This window comes from Thermodesulfobacteriota bacterium, from assembly GCA_035559815.1.
In the GTDB taxonomy this organism is placed as follows: domain Bacteria; phylum Desulfobacterota_D; class UBA1144; order Nemesobacterales; family CSP1-2; genus DATMAT01.
Map to the genome: position 1 here is coordinate 1 of DATMAT010000032.1, position 6,093 is coordinate 6,093.

General features: G+C 45.5%; 9 protein-coding genes. 3 read left to right on the plus strand and 6 right to left on the minus strand.

Annotated elements, in window-relative coordinates; all coding sequences use genetic code 11:
• Positions 1-280: hypothetical protein (locus VNN20_09100; protein HWP92339.1), on the minus strand; the 280-nt coding region annotated here is incomplete at its 3' end.
• A gap of 355 nt (positions 281-635) precedes the next feature.
• Between VNN20_09100 and VNN20_09105 the strand changes: the two genes are divergently transcribed.
• Both VNN20_09105 and VNN20_09110 read left to right on the plus strand, forming a co-directional pair.
• A complete protein-coding gene (locus tag VNN20_09105) occupies positions 636-926 on the plus strand; it encodes a ribbon-helix-helix protein, CopG family (GenBank protein ID HWP92340.1) in 291 nt (96 codons plus the stop codon).
• A complete protein-coding gene (locus VNN20_09110) occupies positions 923-1,369 on the plus strand; it encodes a type II toxin-antitoxin system VapC family toxin (protein ID HWP92341.1) in 447 nt (148 codons plus the stop codon). The genes VNN20_09105 and VNN20_09110 overlap by 4 nt, the downstream gene beginning before the upstream one ends.
• A 63-nt stretch (positions 1,370-1,432) precedes the next feature.
• Here the strand turns inward: VNN20_09110 and VNN20_09115 are convergent, their stop codons facing one another.
• The 4 genes from VNN20_09115 to VNN20_09130 are packed head-to-tail and all read right to left on the minus strand — an operon-like array spanning position 1,433 to position 4,339.
• Positions 1,433-2,290: an ATP-binding cassette domain-containing protein gene (locus VNN20_09115; GenBank protein HWP92342.1), complete on the minus strand. Its 858-nt coding sequence runs from the start codon at positions 2,288-2,290 to the stop codon at positions 1,433-1,435.
• Positions 2,278-3,099, minus strand: a complete 822-nt coding sequence (locus VNN20_09120; GenBank protein ID HWP92343.1) for an energy-coupling factor transporter transmembrane component T — start codon at positions 3,097-3,099, stop codon at positions 2,278-2,280. The genes VNN20_09115 and VNN20_09120 overlap by 13 nt, the downstream gene beginning before the upstream one ends.
• A 14-nt stretch (positions 3,100-3,113) precedes the next feature.
• A complete protein-coding gene (locus VNN20_09125) occupies positions 3,114-3,851 on the minus strand; it encodes an energy-coupling factor ABC transporter permease (protein ID HWP92344.1) in 738 nt (245 codons plus the stop codon).
• 17 nt (positions 3,852-3,868) lie between these two features.
• Positions 3,869-4,339 carry a Fur family transcriptional regulator gene (locus VNN20_09130; GenBank protein HWP92345.1) on the minus strand — a complete coding sequence of 157 codons (471 nt, stop codon included), beginning with the start codon at positions 4,337-4,339 and terminating at the stop codon, positions 3,869-3,871.
• A 144-nt stretch (positions 4,340-4,483) separates the two neighbouring features.
• On the opposite strand from VNN20_09130, the gene VNN20_09135 reads away from it, so the two are divergent.
• Positions 4,484-5,668, plus strand: coding sequence for an NAD(P)/FAD-dependent oxidoreductase (locus tag VNN20_09135; protein ID HWP92346.1), 1,185 nt, complete (start codon positions 4,484-4,486; stop codon positions 5,666-5,668).
• A gap of 1 nt (position 5,669) precedes the next feature.
• Here the strand turns inward: VNN20_09135 and VNN20_09140 are convergent.
• Positions 5,670-6,093, minus strand: a 424-nt coding sequence (locus VNN20_09140) for an L-2-hydroxyglutarate oxidase (GenBank protein HWP92347.1), incomplete at its 5' end; no start/stop codon positions are given.

Sequence of the window (6,093 nt, forward strand, 5' to 3'; positions counted from 1 at the left end):
AGCGAATGCTGGTCCGGGGTATGATTCCAACAACGCGGCGTCCCATGCCGTATCTAACGTTGGTATCGGTAGTGAATGACCCAAAATCCATACCCATCACGGTTACCCATGTTCCCGGAGTTGCTGGGTTTGGTGCATAACTGTTAATCTCAGGTAGTGCTAAGGCAGGTGCTGTTAAAAAAAATCCAAATACACAAAAAACTAACGCAGCTAAACCTATTAAACCAGATTCTTCTCCAATAACTTCTCTATTCTCGAATAGGTTTCTTAGCTTTTTCATTGTTTGAATCCCCCCATTTTCACAATCGAGAAAATCGTCTTAGGAGAAGGGTTTTAAGAGTGGAATATCTGTCATGCCATGTTTATGAGATAGTGTGAAATGGATATGAAAGTTAAGCTTTAGAGAGAAAAACTAATAAGAGTTTTTTTGGGATTAGAATTTTGTAGTAGCAAGGGATTAGTAAAAAGAGGGAGGATTTTTGTTTATAAACATAAGGCCATTATAGCACAATGCGGCATCTTTGTGCAATAGGAAATTTAGGGCTAATAAAAGACGATGACTAATCTTGTCTAATTGCCTTTCGATGTTGATTGATATAAAATGATGTAGAATGATATAAGAGGAGCAAATTTTAATGAAACAGCTTACAGTAAGAATTCCGGATGATGAGTACGAAGTTCTAACCGATATCTGTGAAGAAGAGGGTTACTCAAAAGTCAAGCTAATAAGGACTCTTATTCGGGATTTTCTTAAAGACAAGAAGAGCCATAAAAGTAAGGATTATAAAAATATTGAAAAGAAGCTAAGAGACGCTATGACTTCTGGGCTTCTTTTGAATATACAAAAAGAAAAACCAGAGTCGGTTTCTCCAATCAAGGTGAAGGGAAAACCTCTATCCAGAATTATTCTTGAGGACAGAGAGTGAGGGTAATCTATTTTGATACCAGTGCCCTTGTTAAACGATATGCCAAGGAGAAAGGGAGTCCGGTAGTTAATGACCTTCTATCAACCGGGGAACTAATTACGACCTCAATCCTGACCTATCCGGAGATAAAAGCAGCATTTGCCAAAAAGCTTAGGCTTAGAGAGATGACAGAGAGGTCTTATAGAAATTCCGTAAAGAATTTTCAGAGCGATTGGGGCATACCTATATTCTCGATAATAGGATTTACTTCAGAGATTGCCTATCTTGCTGGAGTCCTTGTCGAGAAAAACGTCTTGAGAGCAGTTGACGGAGTTCATCTTGCTTCAGCAATTATCGCAAAGGAGCATTTTGGTCTTTCTTTTGTATTTGTATCATCTGATGGCCAACTTAATAAAGCTGCAGTTGCGAAAGGATTAGACGTTATTAATCCGGAAAATATATAGCTTTCCTCGTATTTGGATCATTAGCTGGTGGAAGCGAGAAGAGATTCATGAATATCTCAAATCTTACATAGTCGACTTTTTCTTCTGATATGACCCAATTTCATCGGCAATGACCCGGGCCGCCTCTTCCACCGTCAGAGAAACATCGAGGTCAATACCGTGTTTCTTCAGCTCGAAAAATAAGGAGCCTAGGACCGGCGGTTCTATGTGACACCCGGCAATGAGTTCGAGTTGGGTAAAGACCTCCTTTGGTGTGCCCCTGGCCACGATTTCTCCTCCCGCGGCCATGAGATATACGGTGTCGGCGATTAAAGGAACCGTATCGATATTATGGGTGGAGAGAATGATGGCCGTTTTTTTTTCCTTGTTTATTTGGTTTAATAGGTTGATGAGGTCCATCCTGCAGGTAGGGTCCAGTCCCTCAAACGGCTCGTCCAGGATAAGAAGCTCCGGTTTAGTGACCAGCGCCCCGGCCAGACCCACCTTCGTTTTTTCTCCTCCGCTTAGATAATGGGGGACCTTATTCTTTAGATGAGAAATATCCAGTTGTTCGATAACATCCTCGACCAGTTTTTCTACATCTTCTTTCTTGTATCCGTAGTTTCGAGGGGAGAAAGATATATCATCTGAGACCGTGGGGGCAATGATCTGCTCATCGACGTTTTGAACGAGCACCCCGATACGCTCCCTTATTTTTACGAAGTTCCGGGATGGGTTGACACCCAGGACGCTTATCTCTCCGGAGGAAGCTTTGAAGAGCCCGAGGAGATGAAAGAGCAAAGTGGACTTGCCGCTTCCGTTTGGCCCCAGGATCACCACACGCTCTCCTCTACGGACGATAAAGTCAAGCCCGTGAAAGTGAAGGGATGTCCCGTCGGGATAGGTGTATTTGAGGTTGCTTACCTTGACTAGTTCTTCCAATTAAGGCCTCTACTTTTTTGGATATAAGTGTAAGAAACGGTGAAGAGGACGGATAAAATGGAAATCATGAACGCGTAAATATAGTATTTGCTGAGGTCGTTCCTGACATAACCAGCAAGAGAAAGGGCTAATACCAGTATTCCGATTAAGATTGGAACGGCATCTCTTTTGTCCAATTTTTTACTTTCAAGCTCTGCCATCTTTCCGTTATATCCTCTAATCCTCATTACCCCATAAAACCTTTCCGACAAATCAAACCCACGAACCAATAGCAGCCCTATTCCGGATGAAAAATTGATTATGTTTTTTAAATACCGCCCCGGAGTCAGGCCGCCTCTCAGCCGGAGGGCCTTGATTAGGTTGTCTATGAGTTCAAGCAAGATAAAGATGGACCGGTAGGTAAGAAAAAGCCCTTCCACTACGACCTTTGGTAATAGAGGTTCCAAGGCAGCAAATACATTGGGGTAAGGCGTGGTCACGATGAGTAGCACCGTGGCCAGCGCTGCGTCAAGGGCTTTAAAAACAATCACTCCACTTCCTATCCAATTTCCGTTCCAACTGGCTATGGCAAAGAGTAGCGCAAAAATAGCCGGATATGAGGCAATGGAAATGATCTTTAGGAAGGGCAGTCTGGTTAGAATTACGAAAGCGGTGAGTATAAGGTACACGCTTAATAACAATATAAAATCGTCCGTAATCACGACCGAGGCAATAACTAAGGCCACGAATATTAATTTATACCTGGTCGAAGCCCGGTGAAGGAAGCTATTTCCACCATTAGCAAAATAATCTATGGCGCCGATATCCACCTCTATAACACCTCCTAGGTCGCCTTGGAAAAGATCAAGTCAGGCCTTACCCGAGAAACGTAGCCTATCACAAACCCGGTGATTGCCGCTTCCAGTACCCATCCAAAAATTCCGAGGAATAAAACGGTTTTTGCGAATCTTACCGTATCTATTCTCCGGTTTTGTGAATTTGAATCTTCATATAAATAGCCCCGCTCATGGGAGACTATACTTTGACCCGAATTTTGTACATCATTGTGCAATGCCTCTGATGGATTTATTTGAGATATGTGAACTATACCGATCATGAGAGATGTGCTCAGCATCAGGCTAAACAGGGCGGCCAGGGCGGAGGAGAACCCTATGGAAATACCTCCACGTCTTAGAACAGAGAGACAGGCCCGGAAGAGGTAGAATCCTAATACAGCCTCAGCACCTACTATTAGCGTATTAAGCCCTACGACGGTGATGCCTCCGTGGCCGAACATGGCGATGATGAGGTCGACGATGAAAACGGCTATGAATCCCAAGGCCGGGCCAAGGACTATGCCGGCAATCACGCTCATGTTGATATGGTAGGCAATGGGCACGATCTCGAGCGTCATTCCCACGATCATAAGGGCTGCGGCTATACCAATGAGTGGAAGTTTTTGCTCGAGCTTAATGCCACTCGACCATCTTATGGAGATATAGAGAATAGCCAGGGTAACAATCCAGCCGGCAGATACAAGCCAGAACGGAAGTACCCCGTCCGGGATGTGCATGTGTGACATCTAATTAATTCTCCCTTTTATCCTTTCCCGTCCCTCTCGGCCTGGCACTTCTGACATCTTCCGAAGAGCTGGAGGAAATGTTTTTGAATAACAAAGCCAGTCTTTTTAGATAGCTTTCTGGATATCCCTTCGAGGGGACATTCGGCAAATTCTACAATTCTGTTACATCCGAGACAGACTATCGGGTGCTGATGCCCGCTCCTGGTCATAGCGTAGCTGTGGCAGCCGTCTTCCAGATGAACCCGGGTAACCAGCCCCAGGTCTGCCAGGGCCTCGAGGGCCCGGTATATGGTGGCCAGCCCCATGCCCGGAAGAACGGTTCTGACCTTATCGTGAATCTCGGAAATGGACAGATGTCCGGTGCTCTTGCTGATTACATTGAGTACAGCGAGACGCTGGGGTGTGCATTTAAGCCCCTTTCTGTGGAAAAGCGCTTTAAATGCCCTGCTGTTATCTTTAAGTGATTTAACCGAGTTTGAACCCTTCACTGTTTATCCCTTCTAATTGAGAAAACTTCTCAATTGTAATTGACCGATCCCGTTCTGTCAATTCAGCATTATAATAAAGAAGCTATTGAACTATACGAACTTATTAGATATTTTTCTTTACCCCAAATTCTGAGGACAATAAAATTGGGAACTCATCGGTTTGATGTAATGGTTATCGGAGGAGGCCCGAGCGGGCTTCAAACGGCCGGTTACCTCTCCGAAGCTGGGTTGAGCGTTGCTTTATTCGACGAGAATTCGGAAATTGGAAAGGACGTGGTATGCTCCGGCGTCGTGAGCAAGGAGGCTTTCTCCCGGTATGACCTACCGGAGGAAGCGGTGATAGGAAGACTTCAGCACGCCGAACTGTTCTCTCCGGGAAGAATACGTATTCCCTATTCTCATCCGGAAGAAGCGGCTGTGGTAGTGGATAGGCATATATTTGACGGAAAGCTTGGGGAAACCGCCCGGGCCAAAGGAGCCCAGATTTACCTGAACACAAAAGTGACCTCTCTACAGGTAAACGATGGGTTCGTAGAAGCCATCTTAAAAAGCCAACAGGGAGAGGATAAAATACGGGGAGAGGTTGCGGTAATAGCCACCGGGATAAGTTTTAACCTTCAACAATCCCTCGGCTTAGGGCGTCCTATAAAAATCTTGAAAGGCATTCAGGTCGAGGTCAAGACAGATGCCGTCGAACGCCTTAAGGTGTATTTTGGCCGCAGGTGGTCTGATGGGTTTTTTGGATGGGCTATACCCCTTAAGGACGGGAGGACCAGGGTTGGGGTGATGACCAATGGAAACGCACTCGACGGATTGAACAACGTCCTCTCCGAATTCAACCACAATGGCAATACCTGCAAGGAGATGGGAGCTATTAAGAGAAGGGGGATTGCCTTCGGCACCATACCCAAAAGCTACTCCAACAGAGTGATTGCCGTGGGTGAAGCGGCCGGACTGATAAAGACCACGACCGGGGGCGGGATTTACTACGGCCTTATCAGCGCCGAAATCGCTTCTGAAATTATCAAAAAGGCCTTTAGGAAAGGAAACTTTGATTCCAAAATCCTTTCCCAGTATGAATACGCATGGAGAAAGAGTATGGGGAAGGAGATAAAGTATGGCCAGTATTTTCACCGGTATTATTCCAAGCTGGATGACCACTTCATAGACAAGCTATTCCATGCAGCCAGGCAGGACGGTCTCCTCTCGTTCATAGCGGAGAAGGGAAGATTTGACTGGCATAGGGAGACGGTAATCAAGATACTGCGAAGCCCAAATTTGAGAAGCGTTCTTTGGAGCGGATTGCTGAGGCAAATCTCCAATATATAACCTAGGAATCAAGCCTTTTGTCGTCGCTCCCCCAGAAAATATCCAGTGCGTATCTGGCAAAAGCCATAGAGGAGGTGAAGGCCGGTGATATCGCATTTAAAACATGAAGAGAGTCTCCCTCATTTATCAGGACAAAATCCGTGACCAGGCTCTTACTCTTCCAGTGAACCAACTGAGGACGGATTCCCACCTTATCTGTGTTTTCCAGGTCATCAATAGCAACCTTGGGTACCAGGCTTTTGACCTCTTCATAAAAGAAACGCTTTGAGTACTTCTTTAGCTCACTCCAGGCAGCACTCCTGAAGGCTTCATTCCTGGTTAAAAGGATTCCATCCCGGTAAAGAATGGATAATGTTTCTCCAGAAAGACCGTCGAACAAACCGTAGTCTTCCCGGCCGAGAGCGGGAATGGCGGTAGGGCCTGCA